Origin of the sequence: Shewanella baltica, assembly GCF_900456975.1 — a bacterium.
Lineage (GTDB): Bacteria > Pseudomonadota > Gammaproteobacteria > Enterobacterales > Shewanellaceae > Shewanella > Shewanella baltica.
In genome coordinates, this window is the sequence record NZ_UGYM01000002.1 from 4,474,140 (window position 1) to 4,501,092 (window position 26,953).

A 26,953-nucleotide genomic window follows, 5' to 3' on the forward strand; every position below is an offset into this window, starting at 1 on the left:
CACCATAAAAAACGCCTTAGATGGAAACATCTAAGGCGTTTTTCTTTAATTCAAAGAGGCGATTAATCCATAGCAATAAATTTAATCGTTAATGGATATTTATATACCTTACCCTCACTGGCTTTAATAATCGCCAGCACAGTGCACACCAAATCGAATATGCCGAGTATGGCTAAAAAGATGAAACCTATCCCGACCAAAGCGAGTACGCCACTGATGATTACATAAATCAGCAGGCTCAATTTAAAGTTCAAACAACTACGGCCACATTGATCGACAAATGCGGACTCTTCGCGCTTCATCAGCCAGATAATCAAAGGACCAAGAATCGAGCCCAGCGGCACTAAGTATCCAACAAAGCTGGAGGCGTATACCAGTAAGCCAAAATCTTTATCACTTTTTGTAACGGGTTCAATCATAAGGTCATCCCTGTTTTATCATTATGAATATAAATACTTATTTACCGCTCGGCCCATATAAGCGCATTTGCCAATCTTCTACTGTCTGTGATGCTAAGCGCCGTTGTAGGCTATTCACCCAACTCTGCGCTAATCCCTCGCAGCAAGCTAAACGATCATAGCCGCTGGCATTAAACGTTGGTGAAAAATAGAGTGCCATAGCCTCGGCGACACTAATGTCCGTACGGCGCTCAACCAGTTCAATCTTATCGTTTAACTGAATAATCCCAGGCGTTAATACTCGATAAAACCAACCACATAACTGGCTCTGCTGCATGGCGAGGGCAAATTCTTTGTGCCCAAATTGCAGATTCAACTTAAAGCAAGGTGAACGCGGCTGAGTGACCTGCACTGTTACGGCGCCAATTTGTAAGATATCACCAATATTAACTTGGGTTTCGTTCAACCCAACGGTACTGATGTTCTCTCCCATGCTGGGCGCATCTTCGAGTTGAGTAATTAAATCCCAACGACGATATTGGCCGTAATGCTCGCGGGGAAAATGATGTAACACGCGATCGAGTCCGCCATGGTGTTTAGGATCGGCCTGTGCATCCCCTTCAACATGGCTGACATGCACTAGCAGTTGTTGAGCAGCTTGCTTGCCATCAATACCTGTGGCGACACCTGCCATTTCCTGCAGATGCGTCCCTAAATACAACCCAGATAACTTATTGATCAACAACGTTGACATCTGTAACCCCCAATCCATAACCCATCTCGCATTACCGCCAGAGTGTAAACCGCGATACGCCAGTAACACAATCAACTCGCTCAATAACTCATAAAAGTAGGCGACATCTTGCCACCAATAGGCACGGGGCTGAATCTATGAATGATTCAACACTACTTGATTTCGACCGGCTTCCTTAGCCTGATACAAGGCCAGATCGGCACGCTTGATCAGATCTTCTGCAGGCTCTTGCGCCTGATGCTCGGCGACGCCAATACTGGCAGTAATAGAAATATGTAATCCATTCACTTTAATTTCCCGCTGAAAAATAAGCTCACGGATCTGTTCAGCCAGTTCTGCCGCTCGGGTTAAATCCATCCCCGGAAGTAAAATCAAGAACTCCTCACCGCCCCAACGACATAAGATATCCTGTTGCTGCAGCGCGCCACGCAGCATATTCGTCATGGTTTTTAATACTAAATCACCAATCCCATGCCCATAGCTGTCGTTCACTTTTTTAAAGTGGTCAATATCCAGCAAGAGTATTGAAATCGGCGATTGTGCCAACTTAGCCTTATCTAACGCCTGCCTAAAGTACTCATCAAATACCTGACGGTTAGCGGCGCCAGTAAGCTTATCGGTAGACGCCATGACTTCTAATTTGCGCTGATAACGACCTAAGGTCATGTTGGAGATGAATAAAATCCCTAGGGTCACCATTAGGCTTAAGCCCAAGTTGCCCCAAAAAGTATTTAGCAACTCCCGCTCCTGTGGCGCATCTTCCTGCTCAACAATCAAATACCACTTAAACTCAGGGACTAGGCGGCTGTTGAGATAAACGGTTTTACCATTTCTCTGGTAGCTAAAAGCCGCACTTGGACTGGTTAAAATACGCGTCGCTAAATTTTCAAGCCCTGGACTGGTTTGCAGCGAATCCGCACCATCATATTCATCGCCATGCAAAGTGACATTGCCCTGCCGATCGGTAAAGAACACTCGACGGTTATAACGTTTTTGATAAAGCTCGATGAGGGACTTAACCTTTTCAACCGCCAAACCCACACCAGTAACGCCTATAAATTTGCCTTCAAAATCAAAAACTTTATAGTTTACGAATACGGTTGTTTTACTGCGGTCCGCCGTATCAGCATCAATATTGACCTCATAATGCTCAGATTCGGGTAAAGAGCGCACTCGAAAGTACCAAGCATCGTCGGGCTCAACATCTTGGATTTGTTTTAAAATGCCCGTGGAGTGGTAATAATGCCGACTTTTCTCTGACACAAAAAAACTGGTAACTGTATCGTATTTCTCTTGGATTTCCTTAAGGTAACGGATCAGTTTTTCTGGCTCTTGCTCGTGGCTTAATGTCCAATCGCGAACAAAAGTATCCTGCGCCATCAAGGATGAAATAAAGATAGGTCGCAGCAGGTCCTGTTGAATTTCTGAGTAAATATTGTCACTTGTGAGCGGGAGGGTATTACTCTCGATTTGTTGACTCAGTGAGTCATGGGCCACCTTATAACTGATACCACTGGTCACTAAGAAGGCGACTAAAAGCAAAACAGAGAGCAGCCAAATAAATTTATTCTTATCATTCCAAGCGTTATTGCCCATTCTCAACTCCAAAGACTACAGAACACCTTGAGTGGCTTATTATTTTAATGTCACGATAACTATTTTAGTTGAATAAATGTTAACGCAATTGCGCCATGGCCGCACAACATTTCAGCTTTATGAATGTTCTGCGATGGAATAACTTTATTTTGAGCAAAAAAATGCCTCGTTGGGGAAACGAGGCAAAAAACATACTAACCAATAAATGGGAGAAAAGCACAAGAAAACGTTAAGGGACAAGAGCTATGCGCCACAAGACATACTCTAGCAAGACCGTATGACAGAAAGATGACTCAAACTGCTCATCCGCAGATTTATCATGCTATTTGCTTGGCCTCTAAATACTGTTTCAGTGCCTCACCCGGAATAGAACTATCGGTTGCAACCGCAAATGCCGCCCAAACAGCGCCTTCAGCCATCGCCTCGGTAATCGACTGACCAGTGCATAGACTATGGATAAGTCCCGCCGCATAGGCATCGCCAGCGCCAGTGGTATCAACAACAGTGGCAGGGATAGCAGCAACATGCTGCACTTGATCGTGCGTGTAAACCTTAGCCCCATTGATGCCATCGGTGACAATAAAGTAACGCAAACCCTCACCGCCAATGCTTTTACCATATTCCCAAGAGGCGCCATCACAACGCCCTTGGATATCACTCATTGATGCCAGTAGAATATGACAAGGTCTCTGCCTGTCATCTTTGGCTAATTGCGCGACCACAAGGCAATGTTCCAAGGCTGTCTTTGCCCAACTGACCGAACCCTCAGCGGAAGTATTAAAATACAGCGCGTCCCATGGCTGCCATTTCGGCGGCACTGATAACTCAAATATGGGTCTTTGTGGCCGAATAATCGTCCGTTCACCGTCTGGCGTCATCACGAGTAGCATTTCGCAAGTGTTACCAGCTCGGCGCTGCACTAAACGGCAATCGAGTCCTTGAGTGCTGGCTTCTGCAATGAGCCAATCTCCCATGTCATCACGGCCAACTTGACTCACCAAGGCGACGCTATGCCCTGCCCAAACTAAACCTAATCCGGTATTTGCCCCGCCGCCACCGAGCCTTTGTCCACCATCTTGATAATGGAAACGCCCACCTGTTTTTAAAGGTTTATCAAGCAGTAAAATCCGATCACAGTTGAGATTGGCAACTAACAAAACATTCGCCATTACGCGGCTCCAAAGGGCAAAAAAGACTCAAGGCCAGAAGATGAAAACAAAGAAATATCAATCTAGAGCAAAATGCTCACTGGTACAATCCAATCATCAAGATAGCAGCACCATCAGGCTATGGCTGACGCCTGTGTAAGCATTTGTCCCGAATAAGATAAGGAAAAAAGTCCATCACCATACGGTAAAACCAACTATTCTACCTCAACCCTCTGTTTAAAATAGATTTCTATATTGCATGACGCCCAACGGCATAAATGCATACAACAAACTTCAAACCAGCTCAGTTAAATAGCAATAACTGTCGTTAAAATATGTGAAGTTTAGAAGGAATTAAATTTATGAATGGAATCAAACGCTATGCTAATGGAAAGATGGGATACCGCTGAAGAAAAAGCTGAGCAGCTACGCCGTTATCAGCTCTGCCTTGATGAGTTTAATGAGTTAGATTTTCACGATGTGTATGTCGCAGAAATTAAAAAAGAATACCAACAACTTGCAGATCTAGTAAAAGTGCAGTCAACGTCGGATCCCGAGCGCTAACTGCACTTACCTATTTAGTCACTTAACGATAAATCTTCAATTACTTTTTTGGCGTCAATGGTGATAAAGACGCAAATTGTACTGCCAACGTCCAATCTATGATGACCATATCTGACGGCTGCCAACTGTCATCAACCCACTCATAAATCAATCCTGGATTTTCCTCAGCATTGACTAACAAACGCCGTCCATCTTGCAATACCAGCGTATAATCGAGCCCCTGTGCATCGACACTTTCAATGTCCCCCAAGACATTATGTTTAATGGCAGAAATGGTTCCCGTTGCCTTGACGGCATCGCTCCCCTTTGCACCGCTGTAAAACGTTAACGCCTCGTTTGCGACAGTCTTATGAAAGACAAACTCCTCAGTCACACCCACTACGATCGATTGATCAAGTTCGTACCAGGCGGGTATCCATAATGCGTTAATTGTCATCCCGTTATATCCTGCATAATAATTTTACGGACGGGATCATTCTGCCTTAACCCCGACAGAGAAAATACTCTTCAGGGATAAAATAATTTAGCCTAAAATTTGCTTGTAAAAAAATGATTCAAATTTAATCTAGCTGAAACTAAGTTAAGAGCCCAGACCTAAGCCAAAATGGTTTATCTCTAAACCATTGTGTACATATCCACTTTTGGCCAGTACTGACTTCGCAGCCACGATGTAAAGACGATATCAAAGTTCGCCCATTACAATCTACATTATCAAAAACTAAGACCGAACCAGCCTTAGGATGCACTTGAATATATGGCGCTTTAAACTCCGTCTCCCCACCAGTGAAATCATCATTTAAGTACAGTATCGCAGTACGATTACGCTGACCAAATTGCTTTAGCTCTGATTCAATTGCCGGTGTGTGTGCATGTATTGCATCATAATGCCATTTGTAAAATTGCCCAACCTCATAGCGTAAAACGACCATAGGCTCGGCAAATGCTAGGCTTGTCCCAGAATAGTGCGCAACGACTCTTTCAACACACGCAAATACTAAACTAGCATTAGGTATTTGTGTCGGGAAGTGAGTGTTATTGCGAATATCAAATTCAACACTTCCTTTTCCTTGATGACCATAAACAGTGATGGGATGTAAATGAGGTAATGAAAGAGTTTGTATCTCTTGAAGCATTTCAATGGGTAGACAAGTTCGATAAGAAGAGGCTACACCCTGTTGCAATTCAGATGCTACCGTTTGTTGTTCAAACTTGAGTACAAAAGAAAAAATGGCTATCGCATCTAAATGATTGTCGTGATCAAGATTAATTTGAGGAATTAACCGGAAATATAAATTCCTCAATGTCAACTCTGCAGCTTCATCCATAACTGACGTATAACTTTGCCAAAATGACCTTAAGAAAGTTAGCTCTTCTAACTTCCATTCAGCGGCAAAAAACAGCACAGTTGCTAATTCTCGTTCCGATGCGGCACTGCGAAAGCAATGTACAAGCCAAAATCTAACGAAATCAACCGATTCCTGAGCTGACCGGAGAACCCACTCCTCGGGCAACCGATTAAAATAACGGTCTTCTAGTAATCGAAAAAATAGCTGCTGCATATATCAAATACCTAAAAAATTAGCGAAGCATAGATCATACATCTCCAAAATCCACCAAAAATAACATTTAAGCAACAAAACAAACACGTCTGTGTGCGGAAAAAGAATTAATAAGCAGTTAATAATAAATCACTTTGTAACTCGAACTATTACTTAAACATACCCTCAATGTTGTTTACTAAAGAAGGCTATTCCCCCACATTTGAAGCTTTAAACTCACGCCACCTTTCTGTTACTTTGTCAGGGGTCGATAGATAAGAACACACATTAAGCTGACAAAGTGATCCTGAGCCCAGTAATCGCGTATAGAGTCACACACGATAGATTCATATTCCCATGCTTGCACCGCAGGCCGATAAATACGGAGTTTACTTGCCTATGGATAAGCCCATAACGCAACCCCCTCAAACCCTTAAGCTAATTGGTGAAACTGAGGCAGGAAAGCGTCTAGAGCTTAAGCAGTACTTTAATCAGACATGGGCTCTGTACGAGTCACTGTTTGATTTGATCCAAGAAGATAGCGCCTATTACCTCAAAGCCGAGCCGCTGCGCCATCCGTTGATCTTTTATTTTGGCCATACGGCCACTTTCTATATCAACAAACTCAAACTCGGCAAATTTCTCGACGAACGGGTAAACGACAACTTCGAATCCATGTTTGCCATTGGTGTCGATGAGATGTCTTGGGACGATCTGAACGAGCAACATTACCCATGGCCGAACGTGGCAGAAGTGCGCAGCTATCGCCAACAAGTTAATGCTGTCGTCAATCGCGTGATTGATGAAATGCCGCTGGCGCTGCCGATCACTCAAGACAGCCCAGCTTGGATCATTTTGATGGGCATTGAACATGAGCGTATTCATTTAGAAACCTCATCGGTGATCATCCGCCAACTGCCATTGGAACATGTCGCGCCCAACAGCCTCTGGGCTGCGTGCCAAGACTTCGCCGCCGCCGAAACCAACCGTTTACTGGCAGTAAAAGGGCAGAGAGTGACCTTAGGTAAAACTGAACAAGATCAAACCTACGGCTGGGACAACGAATACGGCCATGAAATCTTTAATGTTGCCGACTTTAAGGCCTCTAAATTCTTAGTCTCGAATCAAGAGTATCTCGCATTCGTCGAAGCTGGCGGCTATCGCTCACCACAATTTTGGAATGAAGAAGGTCAAGCTTGGCTCGCTTACACCCAAGCTCAAATGCCGCGTTTTTGGCGCTTAAAACAAGATAAATGGTGGCAACGTAACTTAGCGGAAGAAATCCCGCTTCCATTAAACTGGCCTGTAGAAGTGAATCAACTCGAAGCTAAGGCCTTCTGCAATTGGAAAACCGAGCAAAAGCAAAGCAACATTCGCCTACTGACGGAAGCCGAATGGTACATCTTACGCGAGAATGTGCCCGCCGATGCGCCCGATTGGCACGAAGTGCCGGGCAATATTGCTTTGGCTTATTACGCCTCTTCTTGCCCAGTGAATCGCTTCGAACATAATGGCTTTTTCGATATTGTCGGTAATGTTTGGCAATGGACAGAAACCGCAATCGATGGCTTTAATGGTTTTGCCGTGCATCCGCTCTACGATGATTTTTCGACTCCAACCTTCGATGGTAAGCATAATCTCATCAAAGGTGGCTCGTGGATCTCCACAGGTAATGAAGCCATTGCTTCGTCACGCTATGCGTTTCGTCGACATTTTTATCAACACGCTGGCTTCCGCTATGTGGAATCCACGCAAAATCCCGCCCAAATGGCCGAGGTCAATGTGTACGAAACTGATGAACTAATTTCCCAATACCTTGAATTCCACTATGGCGCCGAATATTTCGGGGTTGCTAACTTCTGCGTCAATGGCGTACAGCAAGCGCTAAGTGAAATTCAACTCACCCATACGGCTAAAGCCCTCGACATCGGCTGCTCCGTAGGCCGAGCGAGTTTTGAACTGGCAAAAGTGTTTGATCATGTTGATGGTATCGACTTTTCGGCGCGCTTTATTCAACAGGCCTATGCGCTGACCGAACAAGGTGAAAAACGTTACACCATACGTACCGAGGGCGACTTACAGGAATTTAAGAGCGCGAGCCTAGCTAAACTTGGCTATGGCCTTGAGGCGAAAAAAGTCAACTTTATGCAAGGTGATGCCTGTAATTTAAAGCCAATGTATACAGGTTATGACTTGGTTTATGCCTCGAACCTTATTGACAGACTGAACGATCCTAAGCACTTTTTAACCAGTATTGCCCAGCGGATTAATCAAGGTGGATACCTTGTTATTACTTCGCCGTACACTTGGCTGGAGGATTATACGCCCAAGGATAAATGGCTCGGTGGTGCTAAAGTCAAAGGAGAGAACTTCACCACCTTAGATGGCTTGACCGAAACCTTGATCGGCCAATTTGAGCTGGTCGCAGTGAAGGAAATCCCCTTCGTCATCCGCGAGACTAAACGCAAATTCCAACATTCTGTCTCAGAAATGACAATTTGGCGTAAGCGTTAATGCTCACTCATGGAATAAACAACTGAAGTCTCAATAAAAATATCCGCCAGAAATCCATTTCTGGCGGATGTGTAACATCCAGCTCAGTCATCTTTGCAGCATCAACTAAGGTTGAACACGGCAAATACAGCGCAAATACCTACACCTTAAACTGTGCCGTTGTTAAACCAAGCTGATTCGCTAACCCTAACAAACTACGCGTACTCGCTGCCACTTGGCTGATCGCCGCGCTATTTTCTTCCGCCGCCACGCTCAAGCCCGCAATCCCCTGCGCAATCGTTGCCGAAACCGTTGTTTGCTCCTCCGCGGCGGTGGCGGTTTGGATCATTAATGCCTTTAAGGTTTCCAAACGTAAAGCGATGTCATCCACTGCGGCTTGCATGCCATCGGCATCTTCTGCTGTTTTAGAGGCTTCAGTAGTACAAGTCACACTATGCAGCGCCAACACGCCAGATTGCTGTTGAATGCCTTTTAACACTTGGCCAATATCCTGAGTCGCCAACTGAACCTTAACCGCTAACTGGCGCACCTCATCGGCAACTACGGCAAAGCCACGACCATGTTCACCAGCTCTCGCCGCTTCAATCGCCGCATTAAGTGACAGCAGATTCGTTTGTTCAGCAATCGCATTAATCACAGCCAATACCGAACCGATTTTCTGACTGTCGGCTTCAAGGCTGCCCACCTGTTGATGAATGGTCGCAAAACTGCTCAAGGTCACTTTCAAGCTTTTACGTGTACTGGCTAAATTTTGCGAAAGAATTTCACTCGAATGGGTACAGGCTGACACTTCATCGGAGGATTTAAGCGTATTAGTGCTGATTTCAGCGGCGGCATAACTCATTTCTTCGACTGCGGTTGCTAACATATCGGTCTCTTTCGCCTGCATCTGAATACTGCAATCGGCTTGGGTCATAGCGGCAGAATTTTGTTCAGCGGCGGATTCGAGTTCATGTCCAACGCCCACCAGCTGACTAATGATTTCTTTGAGCTTTGTTTGCATCCGGGCCAACCAGCTCATCAGATGATTATCCGTTTGAACATGGGGTAGATTATGGGTGAGATCGCCAGAGGCGATCATGCTGGTCAAATTGCACATGTCCTCAGGCTCACCGCCGAGTGGCTTCAACACAAATCCTGTGACTAACTTAGCAGCAGCGAATGCCAGCACTAAGGCCGCCACGCAAACAAATAAGCCAATAAACAACATTCGATAAGCCGGCGCCGCGATTTCGCTCACATCAATTTCAGCCATTAAACCCCAACGTAAGCCAAGTTCAACAACGGGAGAATAGGCAGATAACACCGGATTATGATTGTAGTCATTCACTTGCATCACACCAGTCTTACCCGCCAGCGCCTCTTTCACCGCAAGTGTGTCAACACCATTCTGGGCAACCGTTCCAGCGAAGGAAGCGGTCACAGTGCGATTGTTCGGGTCAAGAAAAGAATCGGAACGCATGCGCTTATTGGGGCCAATTAAATAGGTCTCGCCACTTTGCCCCATACCTTCGCGGATCTGCATAACTCGGTTGATGCGGTCAATTGATACTTGGGCTGCCACCACCAATCTTTGCTGATTGAATTGAATCGACTGACCAATAAATGCCGCGGGTTGGCCATTTGAAGGGGCGTATGCGGAGAAGTCTTGCAATAATACAGTACCAGTAGCCCCCAAAGCCTTATTGAATAACTGCGCTAATCCCGAATCATGATAAGGCCCAGTGCGAAGATTTGTGCCGAAATCCGACTCCTTCGCGGCGGTGTAAAACACAGTGCCGTCATCCCGAATGATGAACAGATCATAGAACCCTAAAGACTTATTTAACGACTTTAAGGTCTCATCCAGATCGGAGATAGTATCGAGGCTTTTTTGGCTGGCGATCACCGCACTGACGGCCTGCAGGTTATCTGAAAAGTCCTGAAACATACCGACAATCTGTCGCTGCTTGATCTCGCGCACCGCCACTAAACGAGACTGAGCCTCGGCAAATAACTCATCCCGAGCAATGTAAGTCACTATCGCGGTAGCAAATATGAGGGGTAATAGGACAATCAATAAACTGATCAGCTGAATTTTACGAGTAAAACCCATGGTGAGACTCCTTGTCGCGCTTCTAATTCCATTCATTCACTTTTTGCAAAATTAAATCTGCCCTAAAACTATAGGAGAAGAATCTCAGCTAAACAAAGCGGCGCAGACTATTTTCATCAAAAGTTCACCTAAATGCTGCCAGCTCATTCTTTTTAAATAGAAAAATGATTAATAACTTTAAATGACAGCCAAGCCATAACGACCATTTCAAACAAAATGATATAGTGGAAAACACTTTATAAACCGAACGTTAGCATCAGCTTATATTCAATACGCACATCCATGCGGCAAATAATGCATTGAAATTTATTAAATATGCATATAAATTCATCTCAAGCCAATTTATAGAGGATGAAAAATGAGTTTACTCGAGCAAGTGTCTGTATCTAAAAAAGCCAATATTTACTTTGATGGTAAAGTTGCCAGTCGTAGCGTATTTTTTGCCGATGGTAGTAAGCAAACCTTAGGCGTAGTACAGCCTGGAGAGTATGAGTTCTCGACTTCACAAGGCGAAATAATGGAAGTGATTAGCGGCCGTTTTGAGGTGTTACTACCAGAAACGACCACTTGGCAAGAATTTAACGAAGGAACTCAGTTTGAACTGGCTGCAAATGTCAGCTTTAAAATTCGTAACACAGCCATTGCAGAGTACTGTTGCAGCTACCTGTAACCATCTTGATTGAGTAAAAGTTTCAATATCAATTATGAATCTAATGCTCACAGTGACGGTTTATCTCAGCACTGTGGGTATTTTGTCCTACCGAACCATTTCTCCTTGCCACAATTTCACCCTCTGCATGCTTTATCCGTCTGGCTTTTTATCAATTTGATAGCTTTATTAGGCAGACCCAAGACAGCTTAAACCTCGCGACTTAAAGAAGACTAAATCGGGCGTGTTGATATCGCCGATAAAAACAATACTAGACGACCGGTCTATTTTGATTTATCCTATACCACATGAAAATTGAAACTCAATCCACTCGCCAGCACATTCTCGACATCGGCTATAAGCTGATCGTACGAAAAGGCTTCTCCAGCGTCGGCTTATCACTACTGCTGCAAGCGGCCGAAGTGCCTAAAGGCTCGTTTTATCATTACTTCAAATCCAAAGAACAATTTGGTGAAGCGCTCATAACTGATTATTTCGAAAAATATCAGTTAGATTTAGACGCATTATTCAATAACTCAACACTGACGGGCTATCAACGCTTGATGCAGTACTGGCAACAATGGTTGCACGTACAAGCTGATGGCTGCGTAGATCAAAAATGCCTCGTCGTGAAACTCAGTGCTGAAGTGGCCGATTTATCCGAAGCCATGCGAGTTGCCTTACTTAAAGGTTCCGCCGGCATCATAGACAGGTTAACCACTTGTGTTCAAGTTGGCATAAACGACGGTTCAATCGCCGAGCAAGATCCGCAATCGACCGCTGAAATGTTGTATCACATGTGGTTAGGTGCCAGCTTAATGAACAAGTTAGGCCACAGCCCCGCGGCACTCGAACGTGCGATCGTGACGACTAAAGCTATTTTAACGCCTAAAACGGCTCTTTAACTTAATACCGATTCAAGACCAATATTTGCTGATATCAGTCAGCCTAGATTTTTAAAGAATACATTTTTACGCCCTAGAATTAGACGACTGGTCTACTAATTTAACGGGCGATTAATTAACGCAGCGCATTTAACACTGCTAATTTAAAGTAGCTCACTTAAAGTAATAAGGGATAAATCATCCATGCTAAATTTTAACTATTACAACCCAACCCGTATCCGTTTTGGTAAAGACACTATCGCCGAAATTGATGCTTTAGTACCGAGCGATGCTAAAGTCATGATCCTATTTGGCGGCAGCAGCGCCAGAAAAACCGGCACGCTAGATGAAGTTAAACAATCATTGGGCAATCGTTTCATCGTCGAGTTCGATGGCATTGAGCCAAACCCAACCTATGAAACCTTAATGAAAGCCGTCGCCCAAGTGCGCGAACAGAAGATCGACTTCCTCCTTGCAGTGGGTGGTGGCTCTGTTATCGATGGCACTAAATTTGTTGCCGCTGCAGCAGTATTCGAAGGTGAACCTTGGGATATTCTTACTAGCTGGGGCGCAAAAGTAACTCAAGCTATGCCTTTTGGCTCAGTATTAACCTTGCCTGCGACGGGTTCAGAAATGAACAACGCCAGCGTAGTGACCAGAAAATCACTGCAAGCTAAGCTGCCATTCCGTAATGACTTGGTTTATCCACAATTCTCAATACTCGATCCGACGAAAACCTTCACCCTGCCAGAACGCCAAGTGGCCAACGGTGTAGTCGATGCTTTTGTGCATATCACAGAGCAATACCTCACTTACCCAGTCAACGCCGCCGTACAGGACAGATTTGCCGAAGGTCTGTTACAAACCTTGATTGAGCTTGGTCCACAGGTACTAGTTCAACCCGAAGATTACGACATTCGCGCTAACTTAATGTGGGTCGCCACTATGGCACTCAACGGCACGATTGGCGTAGGCGTTCCGCACGATTGGGCAACCCACATGATAGGCCATGAACTGACTGCGCTTTACGACATCGACCATGCGCGTACATTGGCAATCGTATTGCCTGCCCTGCTGCAATGTACCAAAGAGGCTAAGCGCGAAAAGTTACTCCAGTACGCAGACCGAGTGTGGCACATCAACACAGGTACCGATGACGAGCGCATCGATGCCGCTATTGCAAAAACTAAGGCTTTCTTCGAAGCCATGGGCATACCGACACATTTATCTGCCTATGATCTCGATGCCAGCCACGTTGATATCCTAGTAAAACAGCTTGAACTGCACGGCATGGTGGCTCTTGGCGAACACGGCAATATTGACCCAGCAATGAGTCGTGACATTTTGACCTTAGCCCTATAACGCCAAACCGTATCCTGATTGAACTAAACCCAAAGCTCACACGTATAGATGTGAGCAACTAAGGTAAAGGTATGAAAATGAATATATTAATGGTACTAACTTCACACGATAAACTCGGCGACACAGGTTTAAAAACCGGCTTTTGGCTCGAAGAATTCGCCTCACCTTTTTATGAGTTTAAAGATAAAGGTTTTGACATTACCTTAGCCTCGCCATTGGGCGGTCAACCACCGCTCGATCCAAAAAGTGATGAGCCAGACTTTCAAACTGAAGCCACTGCGCGCTTCAGTAAAGATCCTGAGGCACAAGCACTGCTAGCAAATACCACTCGCTTAAGTGAAATTAACGCAGCAGATTATGATGCGGTTTTCTATCCTGGCGGCCACGGCCCACTGTGGGATCTTGCCGAAGATAAACATTCTATCGCCTTGATTGAACAGTTCTATCAAGCGAATAAACCCCTAGGGCTCGTCTGTCATGCGCCTGCGGCACTGCTGCACCCTAAAGCCAGTGATGGTAAGCCATTGGTCAGCGGCAAGCGCGTTACCGGTTTCAGTAATTCTGAAGAAGAAGCCGTGCAACTCACTCATGTCGTGCCATTTCTAGTCGAAGACATGCTGCAGAAAAACGGCGGCACTTATGTCAAAGGTGATGATTGGACAAGCTTTGTTGTCGCAGATGGCCATTTGATCACAGGTCAAAACCCAGGATCATCCGAAGCCGTTGCGCAGGCCATAGTCGCGCAATTGAACGCCAGAGGCTAAGCGATAAATGACGTAACATACTCAGCTTGAAGTACATAATGACAAGCGCGAGTGTGCTAAATACGGTAGAAATAGTTCTCGCACCATAATGGTGCGATAGCTAAAAATGTACTCTCACAGCAAAAGGGAAGCCAATGATCACCTTGCACCATCTCAATAAATCACGTTCTAAACGTATCATCTGGTTGCTAGAAGAACTCGGTCAACCCTATGAAATTAAGAGTTATCAACGTGATAGCCAGACTTTTCTCGCGCCACCCGAACTTAAGCAAATTCATCCGTTGGGCAAATCACCCGTTATCGAAATGGACGGTCAAGTGATAGCCGAATCGGGTGCGATCACCGAATATCTTATTGAAAAATATGCGGCGGATACCTTAGCCCCCGCCAGAGACAGCGCAGACTATGTCAGTTATCTGCAATGGCTACACTTTGCCGAAAGCTCAGCCATGCTGCCTTTGTTACTGCGCATGTTCGTGCAAAAGGATGGCTGTAAAACCAACTTCCTTGAAGGTTATGCCGCGATAGAAGTCAGTAAGATAAGCCACTACTTCAATGATATGTTGGCTGGTAAAACCTACTTGGTTGCAGACAAGCTCACAGGTGCGGATATCATGATGTCCTTCGTGGTGGAGCTACTGGCTAATAGTGGCGACCTCGAAAAATTTGAACACATTCAACGCTATGCTACTCAATTATCCCAGCATGCCGCTTGGGTTAAAGCGAGTGAGATCGAGAAACAACTCGACGCAAGCGTGTAATTTACAACTCGAGTTCGGGTACATGAGTATGCCCGAACTTCAGTTCGTTCAACCCAGTCCGATTTCTAGCTCCCCTTTACTGTCGCGTTTTACGCCTTCCATGTAGCGACGCCGCATAACAAACACCATGATTTTTGATGTAAAAGAGACTAATCTTGATTAACTCTCTCTCAAGGCTACAGGGACTTTAGCATGCGTTCACTCACACTCATCGGCTTAGTGCTATTTAGCATGTTAGCGCAAGCGACGGTTTATAAATGGGTCGATAAAGATGGCAAAGTCCATTACTCAGATGAGCCGCAGCCAAATGCCCAAGTCGTTGAGCTAAAAGAGAAGACCTTAAATCAAATTGCCCTTCCTCTGCCCAAAACAGACTCAAATAACGCAAACCAAGCAATTGAATCTATTCAATATCAAGTTAATATCACTTCCCCAGCAGAAGAAGAAACCGTCAGAGATAATAATGGCGATTTCGACGTCGTTTCGACTATCACCCCTGAGCTAAAAAGCCAGTATTTAATGGTCCTCAAACTCGATGGCACCCCCGTCGGTCAGCCGCAAATTGGCGGTACCTTCAAACTCAAAAACATCGACCGGGGTGAACATACCATAGTCGTTGACGCTTTGACTCAAAACGGCAAAGTCTTTGCATCAAGTTCACCAAGAAAGATATTTCTTCATCAAGCAGCTAAGCGTTAATGCCACTCAATGCATAGATAAAGTTAGTATAAAAACTTTAAATACATAGAGTTAGATTAAACGCCCAAGACTAAACCGTTTGATGAAGACAAGTTGCAGCTTGCACCAGATTGGTGCACCATAGTGGTGCAACCCTATTTCTAGGAACGGTCGATGGATAAAGAGACACTGCTCAATCATTTAGTTACCGCTGTACTTGTCATAGATAAGGATCTTAAACCTTGTTATGCCAACGCAGCAGCAGAGCAATTATTAGGTGTTGGCAGCCATAGACTCGTTGAACAAACTTTACCTGAGCATTATCAAATCCTCGGTGTCGAAGCCCAGTTATTGAGGGATGCGGTAAAGGCTGGCCAAGGCTTAACGGTCAATACAGCGGCCCTAGTCACGCTCGATGGTCAGCACCATACCGTTGATTTAACCCTTATTCCCCTCGATGATGAGGCTGAACTCAGCCTGCTCGAACTGCGCCAAGTCGACCAACAAAGACGCATTCATCAGCAACTGAGTCAAGATGCCCAGCAGCAAGCGGCACAGTTTTTAGTGCGCAACTTAGCCCATGAAATCAAAAATCCTTTAGGCGGCCTGCGCGGTGCGGCGCAATTGTTATCGCGGGAGCTGGATGATCCGGCGCTGAAGGAATTCACTACTCTCATCATTGAGCAGGCCGATCGACTGCGTAATTTAGTGGATCGCCTGCTCGGCCCCCAAAGGCCAACACAGCACAGTCTGCACAACATCCATCAAGTGGTGCAAAAGGTCTATAAATTAGTTGAAATGGCGCTGCCCGCCAACATCCAACTCAAACGGGATTATGATCCATCCATTCCCGATATCGAGATGGACCCAGACCAAATGCAGCAAGCCGTGCTCAACATTTTACAAAATGCGGTGCAGGCGCTTGAGCATTCTGGCGGCGAAATTTTGATCCGCACTCGCACTCAACACCAAGTCACCATAGGTTCACAGCGTCACAAGCTAGTGTTAACCCTATCGATTATCGACAACGGCCCCGGTATACCGCCTGAGCTAATGGACACATTATTTTATCCAATGGTGACAGGTCGTGAGCAAGGTTCAGGTTTAGGCCTCTCAATTGCCCATAATATTGCCCGTTTACACTCGGGAAGAATCGATTGCCTCTCCAGCGCTGGGCACACCGAATTCATCATTTCATTACCGATTTTAGGCGCTAAATAATTTCGACAGTACCTACCCATACCGTATGAGGAAGCAAGATGCGAATTAGTGAACAAGTGTGGATCCTCGACGATGACAGCTCGATACGTTGGGTACTCGAAAAGGCACTTCAAGGTGCCAAGCTCAGTACCGCCAGCTTTGCCGCCGCCGAATCCCTGTGGCAGGCCTTAGAAATATCGCAACCGCACGTGATAGTGTCGGACATCCGTATGCCAGGCACAGACGGTTTAAGCCTGCTCGAACGATTGCAAGTACATTACCCCCATATTCCCGTGATCATTATGACGGCCCACTCGGACTTAGACAGCGCAGTCAGTGCCTATCAAGCGGGCGCATTTGAGTATCTGCCTAAACCCTTCGACATCGATGAAGCGATCTCACTGGTCGAGCGCGCACTCACCCATGCCACTGAACAGAGCCCCGCACCCGCGCAGGAAGCCCAAGTCAAAACACCCGAAATCATAGGTGAAGCGCCAGCGATGCAGGAAGTGTTTCGCGCCATAGGCAGGCTTTCACGCTCATCCATCAGCGTGCTAATCAATGGCCAATCTGGGACAGGTAAAGAACTCGTGGCGGGTGCATTACACAAACACAGCCCACGTAAAGATAAGCCATTTATCGCGCTGAACATGGCTGCGATCCCTAAGGATTTGATCGAATCTGAGCTATTCGGCCACGAAAAAGGTGCCTTCACTGGCGCAGCCAATGTCCGCCAAGGTCGCTTCGAACAAGCGAACGGCGGCACGCTCTTTTTAGATGAAATCGGCGACATGCCGCTAGATGTACAAACACGATTACTCAGAGTGCTTGCCGACGGTCAATTCTACCGCGTCGGTGGCCATAATGCGGTGCAAGTGGATGTGCGTATCATAGCGGCGACCCACCAAGATCTTGAATTATTAGTGCAAAAAGGCGGCTTTAGGGAAGACTTGTTCCATCGTCTCAACGTGATCCGCGTGCATTTGCCGCCACTGTCACAAAGACGGGAAGACATTCCCCAACTCGCCACCCATTTCCTCGCCTCGGCAGCGAAGGAAATTGGCGTGGAAACTAAGATAATGACCAAGGAGACCGCGGTAAAGCTCTCCCAATTGCCTTGGCCCGGTAATGTCAGACAACTCGAAAACACCTGCCGCTGGTTAACCGTAATGGCATCGGGGCAAGAAATTTTACCCCAAGATTTACCGCCAGAATTACTGAAAGATCCTGTGAGTGTCACCCACACGGCGAAAGGCAGCCAAGATTGGCAATCGGCACTGACTGAGTGGATAGATCAAAAACTCTCGGAAGGAAACAGCGATCTATTAACTGAGGTACAACCCGCTTTCGAACGCATACTGTTAGAAACTGCGCTGCGCCATACTCAAGGCCATAAACAGGAAGCGGCGAAACGTTTAGGCTGGGGACGAAATACCTTAACGCGAAAACTCAAAGAGCTGTCGATGGATTGAGTAAATAAAATAACGTTATCACTCGTAATCCCGACACAAGATTATTAATAATAAAAAAGTAAAAAGGGATATTTTCATATCCCTTTTTATTTTAAATTCTTTTCATTGGCATTAATTAAATATGCCAAATATAAAGAAATTAGAATTGATAATGCACACCTACAGCGAATTGCTTAATATCGGTGTCAATATCGTTTAACCCTAAATAGCTACGGTCTGCATCTAAATCGCCCGTAGTGACATCATAGCTTACACGGATATTTAAGTGTTCTGTTACGGCGGCATTAACGCCTACACCGTAAGTCCAACCAAAACCAGTAAAGTCTTCATCGTAACCATAGCCATCAACATTCACAGCCATAGATGCGATACCCACTTTGGCATAGGCAGAGAAAATATCATTGATTTGTGCAGTAAATTTAGGTGTGAAGCTTAATGCGCCAGCACTAATATCAACATCCTTATCGCCTAAGTCGCCAGTGGCGAACAGGTTAGCTTCTAAACCAAACCACTCATTGAAGTTATAGCCACCGTATACGCCCACACCAGTACCGGTTTCTGAACCATCAAAAGCATCAGCTGTGACTCTATTTAATGCGCCACCCACATAAAATCCAGTAGTGTCGGTTGCAGCAGATACTTGAGTAGCCGCGAATGCTGATAGTATAGAGATAGCAACAATTGATAATTTATTCATCATATTTCCATAATGATTTAACGTAAGTATTAGATGGCGCGGATATTACAATAAGCGATGAATAAGTGTCATTGTTTAAATTATCAAAGTACAAACCATACAGCATTGATTCAGCTTAAGTCGAAAAATGGAAGTTATAGTTATTCGTTATGTAACAAAACTATATTTACTGTAAGTATTATTTTTTAAATTGAAACAATTAACGGTTTTAACTTAGAACCCGCAACAATCCTATAAAACTTGCATATAGCCAACGGATGAGGGAGCGACGCCTTCTGACATCCAAACATTCGGATACGACAACTCGGCCAGTCGCGACACAAATAATACGGGTGCGCCAAAGGAATAATGGCCAGATATGGACTCGATAAGTTTGGTTAGATATTTCGAAATCAATTTTCTGCGGTAATGTTTACGCAGGACTAACTGACTCCAAGCCCCCGCTATCACAGGAGTGACTGTACTATCTGCTTGATTCACTCTCGAGGACTGCGCTTGAGTTGAAACCGTAATTTCCGCATCTGCTGGAACGCTAACATCACGAATCTCAGATTCGACTATCAACTCAAAGCGAGTCGATAGCCTCTGATAGCGACATATCAATCGAGTGGAATGATCCCATCTGTGACCTTGCTTCTGCATCCATGCCATCGCTTGCTCTTACTTTATGTTTCGTTGACTTCAGGTTTGACTGGATCTTGGTGAATAATCACCTCGGCATCTTCAAAGGCGGCCTTGACCTTTATCCCTGTCGTATCGGCAATACTGTGGGCTTCATTCAAACTCAGATTGCCATCAAGCTCTAAATGGAATTGGATAAAAACGGTTTTGCCAGCCTGACGAGTACGTAAGTCATGCAGCCCTTGTACCCGTGGATCTTCCATTGCGATTTGCGTGATTTGCTGGCGAGTTTCTTCGTCTAACTCCCTATCTAGCAAGGCTTGAATTGAGCGATAGCCCAAGCCAAAGGCTTGATGACCAATATAGAATGCAATCATTACTGCAAACAAACCGTCAGCCCACCACCAACCATATTGGGATAGGACGAGTGCTAACAGTACCGCACCATTGAGGAATAAGTCTGACTTGTAATGCAGTGAATCAGCTTCGACCACAGTGCTTTTTGTCGCCGCTAATGCGCGTTTTTGCAACGTCACTAAAGCTAAAGTCATAATAATCGCGATGACAGAAACCACCACTCCTATGGTGGCATTTTCGACGGGAACGGGCGTTAATAACCGCTCGCCACCATAAAAAAGCAATAAGAAGGCGGAGCCCATAATAAAAGCGGATTGCGCTAAAGACGCTAACGGCTCAGCCTTGCCATGGCCATATCTGTGGTCATGATCCGGCGGCACAAGCGCGTAACGAATTGCAATAAAGTTGATGATGGAAGCGAGTGCGTCGGCAAAGGAATCCGTCAAAGATGCCAACATACTGGCAGAGCCGGAATAAAGCCAAGCGAACATCTTGATAAGAATAAGGATCAAAGCGGTAGCCACGGAAGCGCGGCTAGCCAGTTTGACCCAAAAATCGTATTGGGAAGTCTGAGTCATAAGGGATCTATATTGGGAAGCTATGACCCTATTGTATATCAGCTAAGACACTTAACCGCGAGGTTCTTTACCAGCTTGTGCTTCAAATCGCGCTTTAAACTTAGCTTGCTGCTCTGGCGTCAACAGATTGTATATTTGATTATGTAACTTCATGCGTTCAATGGCTTGAGCTTGACGCTGCTCTTGCTGCGCGCTCATCAGCGCCTTGGCTTGTACTTCATCAAAATTAGGTGCCGTCATCAAAGCCTGCATCTCAGTGCGATGGGCCAAACGCTGTTCTTTCGTTGGGCGGCTATCGGCTCGCGCAGCTTTCTGATCGGCGAATAGCTTTTTGATGTCAGCTCTTTGAGCATCCGTTAAATCCAGCCCTTCAAACATACGATGCATACCGCCCTGATCCATATGTCGGCCGCCATGTTCCATACGATCGCCCATCATGCGGTCGCCTTTGTGGAATTCAGAACGGGAGAAATCACAGCCACCGTCCATAGGTTCAGCATTGACTGTCGTCGCGAAAACCGCAGAACTCGCTAGAATTGCAAACAGGCTCGCTTTCAAAGGTGATAATGTTTTCATAGTGTTAACCTCAGTGGTTCAACTTTAATATTGCAAGTAATAAGACACAGTGACGACCCTTTTAAGCCGAGTCACTTTCGACCCTTCCAGTCTAAACCCCTATATGTAAGTGAGGACGTTGCCTGAGTAAATCACTGTAAAGTTGCAACAGCAAACGGCTGATTCTCTATTCTTTACTTTGGCTTACATTGCTACACAGCAATTGACATCAAAACAGGTATACTCAGCCAAAGCGCTAAAAGTGCCTGTGTAAACGGGTACGCAAGGCCACATTACAGAGATTAAGGAACAGTATGAGTCGGATATTATTAATCGATGACGATCTGGGTTTATCGGAGCTACTAGGGCAACTGCTCGAGTTAGAAGGGTTTCAATTAACCTTGGCCTACGACGGTAAACAGGGTTTAGATCTGGCACTGAGTGCGGATTACGATCTGATCTTACTCGATGTCATGCTGCCTAAATTGAACGGCTTCGAAGTCCTGCGTGCACTGCGTCAGCACAAGCAAACGCCAGTATTAATGCTGACCGCTCGCGGCGATGAAATCGATCGCGTAGTTGGGCTTGAAATCGGCGCCGATGATTATCTGCCAAAGCCGTTTAATGACAGAGAGTTAATCGCCCGTATCCGCGCTATTATTCGTCGCTCGAACTTAACAACCCAAGAAATCCATGCCGCGCCCGCACAAGAGTTTGGCGATCTGCGCTTAGATCCATCGCGCCAAGAGGCTTACTGTAACGAGCAGTTAATCATACTTACAGGCACAGAATTCACTCTGCTGCACACCCTCGCGCTGCACGCGGGAGAATTAATGAATAAGGAAGAGTTAAACGAGAAAGTGCTCGGCAAAAAACTCATGCCCTTCGATCGCAGCTTAGACATGCATCTATCGAATCTACGTAAAAAACTCCCCGAGCGTAGCGATGGGCGGCCAAGGGTGAAAACCATCCGTGGCAAAGGTTATATTTGGCTTCCATAACGGCGGTATCGACTGTGCCTAATCGTTTATTTATCAAATTATTGCTCGGATTCTGGCTCTGCAGCTCGCTGATCATTGCCTTGGTCGGTCTGTTGCCATTGCTGCAACAGAGTCACGACCGTGCACCGCTGCCACCTCACCTTGAAAAAGTCCTATCGACCATAGCGCAGCGCATTCAAGAAAATCCTGCCTTACTGGAATCCGACTTTCTTCGTCGCTGGGAAAGGCACAGAGACATGGAAGGCAAGCCGCTACGGGTTTATCTCGTCAACAGCCAAGGCCAAGTCGTCAACACCCACAGAGTGAGTCGTGGCGTACGTAGCTTTATGTTGATGGCCGATGAAGAAAAACAACCTATTAGCCATCAGTTTAAAGATGAGTTGGTGTTTGGTCCCTTTCAATTCAATCTGGGCGCCGAGACGTATTCACTCTACGGCCGTCTGCCGGATAACCATCCGCGGCCTTGGTTCTTCTTCTTCGCCGAAAATAAGTTATTAACTTTAAGCCTAGCTATTTTCCTATCGGGACTATTATGTGGCCTGCTCGCTTGGCATCTAGGTAAGGCATTAAATTCACTTAAAAAGAGTGCCAATGCCCTCGCAGAGGGTGACTTAAGTCATCGTGTCGATAAGTCCACTACACAGCGTAAAGATGAAATAGGCCAATTAGCTAAGGCCTTCAATAGCATGGCCGACTCCATCGAATCTATGATGAACAATCAACAGAGATTGATGGGCGATATTTCCCATGAGCTACGTACCCCGCTCACCCGTTTACAATTGTCGTTAGCCCTCGCCCGTAAAAAGGGCCAGCAAACGGCAGAAACGGATCGTATCGGCTATGAAGCCGAGCAACTCGAAAAGCTTATCAGTGAATTGTTAGAACTCTCGCGGGTCAAGCTCAGCACTAACGAAACCAAGGTGCATTTAGGCTTGGCCGAATCCCTGAGCCAGGTATTGGACGATGCAGAATTTGAAGCAGAACAGCAAGGTAAAAGCATTACTATCGATATCGATGAAGAAATTGAGTTAGCGCATTTTCCTAAATCACTTTCCCGCGCGATTGAAAATCTGCTGCGTAATGCAATTCGCTATGCCGCAAGCGACATTCACCTGCAGGCGAGTGCAACAGCTGATCAAGTAAAAATCACGATAAAAGACGATGGACCAGGCATAGATGCCGCCGAACTCGATGCCATTTTCAAACCCTTCTATCGCCCTGACTCTGCACGGCAAAGAGAAAGCGGTGGCTGGGGACTTGGGCTGGCAATCACTGAAGCGGCGATTACCGCCCACAAAGGTAAGATTAAAGCCGAGAACCGTGTACCAACCGGTCTTGAAGTGACGATTACACTGCCGAAATAGCCAATATGAAGACAAGTAAACTTGGTAAAACGGATGGCATAGTCGTAGATGGCAACACCTCAGTGTTGCCATCATTTTAAAGTATAAGAAGCTAGATTACAGCTTAACTAATACACGCCCTGTGACTTGGCCTTGGATAATTTTATTCGCGAAATCAGGAACCTCTGCCAATGAGATCTGCTGGCAAGCTTGCTGATAGAAATGTGCAGGTAGTGCTTTAATCACAGCTTCCCACGCGGCTTTTCGTTTCTCAAATGGACAAGAAACAGAGTCGATTCCCAGTAAACTCACACCCCGTAAAATAAACGGCATAACGGTTGTGGGTAATGTAAAACCGCCCGCTAAACCACAAATAGCGGCGGCGCCACCGTATTGCATTTGCGCCAATGCTTTAGCGAGGATCTTGTTGCCAACGGTATCGACCACACCCGCCCAGCGCTGCGCCTCAAGCGGCTTTGCATCTTGTTCAAGCTCACTGCGATCAATCACTTCTGCGGCGCCAAGCTCCCGCAGTAAAGGTGCATTTTGTTCAACCCGACCACTGCAGGCGACCACACGATAGCCAGCATTGGCGAGTAAAGTCACCGCCACCGACCCCACACCACCACTGGCACCTGTGACAAGAATATCCCCACTTTGCGGTGTTATCCCAGCCTGTTGCAGCGCTTGCACGCACAACATAGCCGTAAGCCCGGCCGTGCCTATCATCATGGCTTTAGCGGCATCACAACCTTGCGGCATGGGCACCAGAAAGTCGGCTTTAACCCGCGCTTTTTGCGCCATACCACCCCAGTGATTTTCACCCACGCCCCAACCGGTCAAAATCACCTGATCGCCGACTTGGTATCTTGCATCAGTCGATTCGCGCACGACCCCCGCAAAATCAATGCCTGGCACCATAGGAAACTGGCGAATGATTTTGCCAGCACCCGTCACAGCTAAACCATCTTTATAATTCAGCGAGGAATAGGCAACCTCAACTAAGACTTCCCCTTCTGGTAAATCAGCTTCTGTGATCTGTGAAACTTGAGTAAACGTGCGTTTATCTTCTTGCGTCAGTAGTAAGGCATCAAACATAAATTGCTCTCCGAAGGCCATGAAAATCGCATTAAATGATATTCCAAAAGTTACCATAAAAGGCATCGATGCCATTAACAAGCAGACTTATGGCTAATAGTAAACGCTGAGATCTAAACAGATTAAAGAGAATGACCCAGAGTGATCGAGCGCAAAAATGGCAAAAATGATGTCTTTATGGCTTTAAACTCGCCTGCTGCAAAGCGTTACTCTGGTTAACTTGTCACTATGCAAGAGCTGCAGGCTAAATCCTATAAGTTCTAACCTGCTGCAAGATGAAAGTTATTGATGAGATAAGCGAGAGTTGGGGGATTGATTGAGCTTCGCGACAAGCGTCGCAAGCTAACATTAACCCTTAAGTCCCATCTGTTTTAATCGACGATACAAGGCATTACGGCTGATCCCCAAACGCTTGGCGCATTGGCTCACATTGCCATCAGAGGCTTGGTATGCCTGTAGCACATTGCTATAAATCGCCTCGTGGAGAGAATCCGATTGAACCGCGGTGGCAGTTGGCAGCGTCGCAGTGTTGCCACTCGTAACTTTGCCACTCACAACTTTGCCAGCCAGCGGATGTGATGCAGAGTTTTGACCGGTTTTAACCTCATCACCTAATGGCAGCTCTTCATTTAACTGCTGTGTGTTTAACAGCTGTGCATTTAACGGATCCACTTTTAACGGCTCGCACGCTAATTTTTGTGCAAGATAATCGGGTAAATGCTGCCAAGTTAAGGTGTCATCCCCTTCAGCCATCAAACAAGCCACTTGCATAAGATTATCAAGCTCGCGCAAATTGCCGGGCCAGTCGTGTTGCATCAGCTGCCCTAACAACTCAGGGCAGATCGCCTGCGGCGCAATGCGATGTTTACGATGCAATTTATGGATAATGCGCTCGATATCCTGCCGCTCGCGTAGCGCAGGTAAGCGCACTTGTAGACCATTCAATCGATAGAATAAATCCTGCCGAAAAAGACCCTGCGCCACTTGTTGCTCCAAATCCATATGGGTCGCGGCAATGATTTGAATATCAACTTTAAAACTTTGATTACTGCCAACGGGCACCACTTCGCGCTCTTGCAATACCCTAAGTAAACGACTCTGGGCCGCCAGCGGCATTTCGCCAATTTCATCTAAAAACAAGAAGCCGCCGTGGGCTTGGCGAATTTTGCCGATAAATCCAGTACGATTTGCCCCAGTAAACGCGCCCGCCTGATAACCAAAGAGTTCAGATTCGACTAACTCGGCAGGCAATGCCGCGCAGTTCACCGCCACTAAATGCTCGGTGCGACGCGCGCTCTGGGCGTGGAGTTTTTTAACAAACTGCTCTTTACCGACGCCGGTTTCACCGAGCACTAACAGCGGAATTTGCTTGGTGATCACCTTATTGGCATGTTGCCATGCGCGCTCAAGTTGAGGGTCGCGAAACCGCACGCCCAGTTGATTAAGCGATTTATTACTAGTCGCTACCCGACTCTTGATGCTGGGAATATTTAAGGGCTGAGTCTGTAGATGCAAATCTAAATGCTGATTAAAGCCACCCGCACGGCTCCAATTATCGCCTAAGTACTGCTCGACGGCATCGCCAACCTTGGCATGATTAAGCAATTGTTTCGCCATAGGATTGCACCCCACAATGCGACCATCACTATCGGCAATCACTATGCCCTGCCAACCCGAATTCAACAGATTTGGCTGCGCCGCTAAATCGATTCGATAACGGCTATCGGGCAGATGACACAAGAGCGCGGTCTCGACCTGCTGCGCCAAACTCGACACTAACATCAGCGTCTGCTGAGTGTGTCTTTGCTGCTCGCTGGTGATATCGATCACCCCGAGCATCTCACCTTGGGGGGAAAAGATTGGGCAGGCGGTGCAACTCATAAAACGATTCTGGCGAATAAAATGCTGCTCACCCACCACAGATACAGCTTGCTTGGCGGTGAGTGCCGTCCCTATTGCATTGGTGCCTTTGTGCTGCTCAAGCCAATTCACCCCGATATCCAAAGCCACGTCTGCCAGTTTTGTGGAGTAACGGCTCACGCCCCAATGCCTAAGCACATAACCCTCGGCATCGGAGAGCAAGAGTCGGCTATTAGAATGCGCCATCAGCTGATTGAACAAGGGCAAAGCATGGGATTGCACTAATGCAATGAGCATTTGATATTGCTCATGTTTCTGCTTTAGTTCGCTGGCATCAAGTCTAAGCTCTTGGGGTAACTGAAATTCTGACAAGCCAGCGCCAATGCTGCGTTGCCACGAATCGGCCAACCACGCCTGTGTCGATGGTAAATGCGGTTTAACTGCCATAGCCGTGCTCCCCCGAGCT

General features: G+C 46.2%; 24 protein-coding genes and 1 pseudogene. 12 read left to right on the forward strand and 13 right to left on the reverse strand.

What is annotated here, in order from left to right; translation table 11 throughout:
* Positions 1-62: 62 nt before the first annotated feature.
* From DYH48_RS20020 to DYH48_RS20035, 4 genes are all read right to left on the reverse strand, one after another.
* Positions 63-419, reverse strand: coding sequence for a DUF4870 domain-containing protein (locus tag DYH48_RS20020; protein ID WP_006079751.1), 357 nt, complete (start codon positions 417-419; stop codon positions 63-65).
* A 37-nt stretch (positions 420-456) separates the two neighbouring features.
* Positions 457-1,152 carry an MOSC domain-containing protein gene (locus DYH48_RS20025; protein ID WP_115336175.1) on the reverse strand — a complete coding sequence of 232 codons (696 nt, stop codon included), beginning with the start codon at positions 1,150-1,152 and terminating at the stop codon, positions 457-459.
* A 135-nt stretch (positions 1,153-1,287) separates the two neighbouring features.
* Entirely contained in the window at positions 1,288-2,748 is a 1,461-nt protein-coding gene (locus tag DYH48_RS20030) for a sensor domain-containing diguanylate cyclase (protein ID WP_006079749.1), read from the reverse strand.
* Positions 2,749-3,065: 317 nt separating this feature from the next.
* Positions 3,066-3,917, reverse strand: a complete 852-nt coding sequence (locus tag DYH48_RS20035) for a PfkB family carbohydrate kinase (protein WP_115335731.1) — start codon at positions 3,915-3,917, stop codon at positions 3,066-3,068.
* A 360-nt stretch (positions 3,918-4,277) separates the two neighbouring features.
* Between DYH48_RS20035 and DYH48_RS20040 the strand changes: the two genes are divergently transcribed.
* Positions 4,278-4,460, forward strand: coding sequence for a hypothetical protein (locus DYH48_RS20040; protein ID WP_006086539.1), 183 nt, complete (start codon positions 4,278-4,280; stop codon positions 4,458-4,460).
* A gap of 40 nt (positions 4,461-4,500) precedes the next feature.
* Here DYH48_RS20040 and DYH48_RS20045 read toward each other — a convergent pair whose 3' ends face one another.
* Together DYH48_RS20045 and DYH48_RS20050 are read right to left on the reverse strand one after the other, a co-directional pair.
* Positions 4,501-4,896, reverse strand: a complete 396-nt coding sequence (locus tag DYH48_RS20045) for a hypothetical protein (RefSeq protein WP_006086537.1) — start codon at positions 4,894-4,896, stop codon at positions 4,501-4,503.
* A 139-nt stretch (positions 4,897-5,035) separates the two neighbouring features.
* On the reverse strand, positions 5,036-6,019 hold the full coding sequence (locus tag DYH48_RS20050; protein WP_115335732.1) for a prolyl hydroxylase family protein: 984 nt from the start codon (positions 6,017-6,019) through the stop codon (positions 5,036-5,038).
* A gap of 378 nt (positions 6,020-6,397) precedes the next feature.
* Between DYH48_RS20050 and ovoA the strand changes: the two genes are divergently transcribed.
* Positions 6,398-8,512: a 5-histidylcysteine sulfoxide synthase gene (gene ovoA / locus DYH48_RS20055; RefSeq protein WP_115335733.1), complete on the forward strand. Its 2,115-nt coding sequence runs from the start codon at positions 6,398-6,400 to the stop codon at positions 8,510-8,512.
* A gap of 139 nt (positions 8,513-8,651) precedes the next feature.
* On the opposite strand, the gene DYH48_RS20060 is transcribed toward ovoA, so the two are convergent.
* The gene (locus tag DYH48_RS20060) at positions 8,652-10,607 is read right to left on the reverse strand and encodes a methyl-accepting chemotaxis protein (protein WP_115335734.1); all 1,956 of its coding nucleotides are present in this window, start codon (positions 10,605-10,607) and stop codon (positions 8,652-8,654) included.
* 358 nt (positions 10,608-10,965) lie between these two features.
* Here DYH48_RS20060 and ppnP point away from each other — a divergent pair, with 358 nt between their 5' ends.
* From ppnP to glnG, 8 genes are all read left to right on the forward strand, one after another.
* Positions 10,966-11,277 carry a pyrimidine/purine nucleoside phosphorylase gene (gene ppnP / locus DYH48_RS20065; RefSeq protein ID WP_006079743.1) on the forward strand — a complete coding sequence of 104 codons (312 nt, stop codon included), beginning with the start codon at positions 10,966-10,968 and terminating at the stop codon, positions 11,275-11,277.
* A 287-nt stretch (positions 11,278-11,564) separates the two neighbouring features.
* Positions 11,565-12,161: a TetR/AcrR family transcriptional regulator gene (locus DYH48_RS20070; RefSeq protein WP_006079742.1), complete on the forward strand. Its 597-nt coding sequence runs from the start codon at positions 11,565-11,567 to the stop codon at positions 12,159-12,161.
* A 183-nt stretch (positions 12,162-12,344) separates the two neighbouring features.
* Complete coding sequence (locus DYH48_RS20075) at positions 12,345-13,502, forward strand: iron-containing alcohol dehydrogenase (RefSeq protein WP_115335735.1); 1,158 nt, start codon at positions 12,345-12,347, stop codon at positions 13,500-13,502.
* 71 nt (positions 13,503-13,573) lie between these two features.
* On the forward strand, positions 13,574-14,266 hold the full coding sequence (locus DYH48_RS20080) for a type 1 glutamine amidotransferase domain-containing protein (RefSeq protein ID WP_115335736.1): 693 nt from the start codon (positions 13,574-13,576) through the stop codon (positions 14,264-14,266).
* Positions 14,267-14,400: 134 nt separating this feature from the next.
* A complete protein-coding gene (locus tag DYH48_RS20085) occupies positions 14,401-15,027 on the forward strand; it encodes a glutathione S-transferase family protein (RefSeq protein ID WP_115335737.1) in 627 nt (208 codons plus the stop codon).
* Between the two features lie 192 nt (positions 15,028-15,219).
* Entirely contained in the window at positions 15,220-15,726 is a 507-nt protein-coding gene (locus DYH48_RS20090) for a DUF4124 domain-containing protein (protein ID WP_115335738.1), read from the forward strand.
* A 153-nt stretch (positions 15,727-15,879) separates the two neighbouring features.
* Positions 15,880-16,926, forward strand: a complete 1,047-nt coding sequence (gene glnL, locus DYH48_RS20095; protein WP_115335739.1) for a nitrogen regulation protein NR(II) — start codon at positions 15,880-15,882, stop codon at positions 16,924-16,926.
* 38 nt (positions 16,927-16,964) lie between these two features.
* A complete protein-coding gene (gene glnG / locus DYH48_RS20100) occupies positions 16,965-18,377 on the forward strand; it encodes a nitrogen regulation protein NR(I) (RefSeq protein WP_006079736.1) in 1,413 nt (470 codons plus the stop codon).
* A gap of 139 nt (positions 18,378-18,516) precedes the next feature.
* On the opposite strand, the gene DYH48_RS20105 is transcribed toward glnG, so the two are convergent.
* The 4 genes and pseudogenes from DYH48_RS20105 to DYH48_RS20120 form a co-directional block, all read right to left on the reverse strand.
* A complete protein-coding gene (locus DYH48_RS20105; protein ID WP_115335740.1) occupies positions 18,517-19,074 on the reverse strand; it encodes a porin family protein in 558 nt (185 codons plus the stop codon).
* 208 nt (positions 19,075-19,282) lie between these two features.
* Positions 19,283-19,725: pseudogene (locus DYH48_RS20110) on the reverse strand (hypothetical protein).
* Positions 19,726-19,739: 14 nt separating this feature from the next.
* Positions 19,740-20,630: a cation efflux pump FieF gene (fieF, locus tag DYH48_RS20115; protein ID WP_006086520.1), complete on the reverse strand. Its 891-nt coding sequence runs from the start codon at positions 20,628-20,630 to the stop codon at positions 19,740-19,742.
* Positions 20,631-20,681: 51 nt separating this feature from the next.
* Positions 20,682-21,206, reverse strand: coding sequence for a Spy/CpxP family protein refolding chaperone (locus DYH48_RS20120; RefSeq protein ID WP_115335741.1), 525 nt, complete (start codon positions 21,204-21,206; stop codon positions 20,682-20,684).
* Positions 21,207-21,499: 293 nt separating this feature from the next.
* Between DYH48_RS20120 and DYH48_RS20125 the strand changes: the two genes are divergently transcribed.
* Together DYH48_RS20125 and DYH48_RS20130 are read left to right on the forward strand one after the other, a co-directional pair.
* The gene (locus DYH48_RS20125; RefSeq protein WP_006079731.1) at positions 21,500-22,186 is read left to right on the forward strand and encodes a response regulator; all 687 of its coding nucleotides are present in this window, start codon (positions 21,500-21,502) and stop codon (positions 22,184-22,186) included.
* Entirely contained in the window at positions 22,174-23,550 is a 1,377-nt protein-coding gene (locus DYH48_RS20130) for an ATP-binding protein (RefSeq protein WP_256613111.1), read from the forward strand. The genes DYH48_RS20125 and DYH48_RS20130 overlap by 13 nt, the downstream gene beginning before the upstream one ends.
* A gap of 96 nt (positions 23,551-23,646) precedes the next feature.
* On the opposite strand, the gene acuI is transcribed toward DYH48_RS20130, so the two are convergent.
* Positions 23,647-24,627, reverse strand: coding sequence for an acrylyl-CoA reductase (NADPH) (gene acuI, locus DYH48_RS20135; protein WP_115336176.1), 981 nt, complete (start codon positions 24,625-24,627; stop codon positions 23,647-23,649).
* A gap of 348 nt (positions 24,628-24,975) precedes the next feature.
* A complete protein-coding gene (locus DYH48_RS20140) occupies positions 24,976-26,934 on the reverse strand; it encodes a sigma-54-dependent Fis family transcriptional regulator (RefSeq protein WP_115335743.1) in 1,959 nt (652 codons plus the stop codon).
* Between the last annotated feature and the right edge of the window lie 19 nt (positions 26,935-26,953).